1 pseudogene is annotated in these 925 nt (G+C 69.4%); it reads left to right on the forward strand.

The features are described 5' to 3' along the window. Positions 1-925: pseudogene (locus tag ACLQ2X_RS28395) on the forward strand (hypothetical protein); the annotation flags it as partial.

Consider the following 925-nt stretch of genomic DNA (forward strand, 5'->3'; position numbering starts at 1 on the left):
CCCCCGGGGACCAGCCGTTGCCCGGCTACACCATCAGCAATCCGACGTTGGCTCCGATCGTCGTCGGGGGTCAGTCCACTCTGGTGCTCCAGGGCACCTACAACCACGCCGGGTTCATCTTCGAGGTCCCGAAGAACTGGAACGGTGACCTGGTGATGTGGGCGCACGGCTACCGCGGGCAGGAGTACGTCCTGACCACGGAGGTGCCGAAGTTCGGCCTGCGGGAGCAGATCCTCGGCCAGGGCCGGGCGTGGGCGTCGTCCACGTACTACGCCAACGGCTTCGACGTGCGCGCCGGCATCCTGAGCACCAAGGACCTGGCGACGCTCATCCGCACCAGTGTGACCACCCCGGGCCGCAACTACATCGCCGGTGAGTCGATGGGCGGGTACGTCATCGGCCGCTCGCTGGAGCAGTACCCGGGCTTCTACGCCGGCGCCCTGCCGCTGTGCGGGGTCCTCGGCGACCAGGCCGTGCTCGACTTCTACCTGGACTACCAACTCGTCGCCCAGCGGTTGACGGGCATCTCGGCCTACCCGATCCCCGCCGACTACCTCACCAACGCCGTGCCGCGCATGCAGGTCGCCACCGGTTTGGCCGGGCTTCGGCCCGGCGGCCCGGACACCACCAACGACCTGGGCAAGCAACTGCGGGCGATCACCATCAATCTCAGCGGCGGACCCCGACCCGGTGCCGAGCAGGCCTTCGCCGCCTGGAAGGACTACCTGTTCGGTCTGGCCACCATCAACGGCGGCGACAGCCCGGCCCGCCGCCCCGTCCAGCTCGCCACCAACATCGGCACCCAGTACTCGCCGAACACCCCGGTCGACGTCAACACCACGGTGCTGCGCGTCGCCCCGGAGAACGCCGCCGAGCGCAACAGCACCGACCTGACCGAGGTGCCCAAGATCGCCGGACGCCCCCG

Origin of the sequence: Micromonospora sp. DT31 (assembly GCF_049841795.1) — a bacterium.
Classification (GTDB): domain Bacteria; phylum Actinomycetota; class Actinomycetes; order Mycobacteriales; family Micromonosporaceae; genus Micromonospora.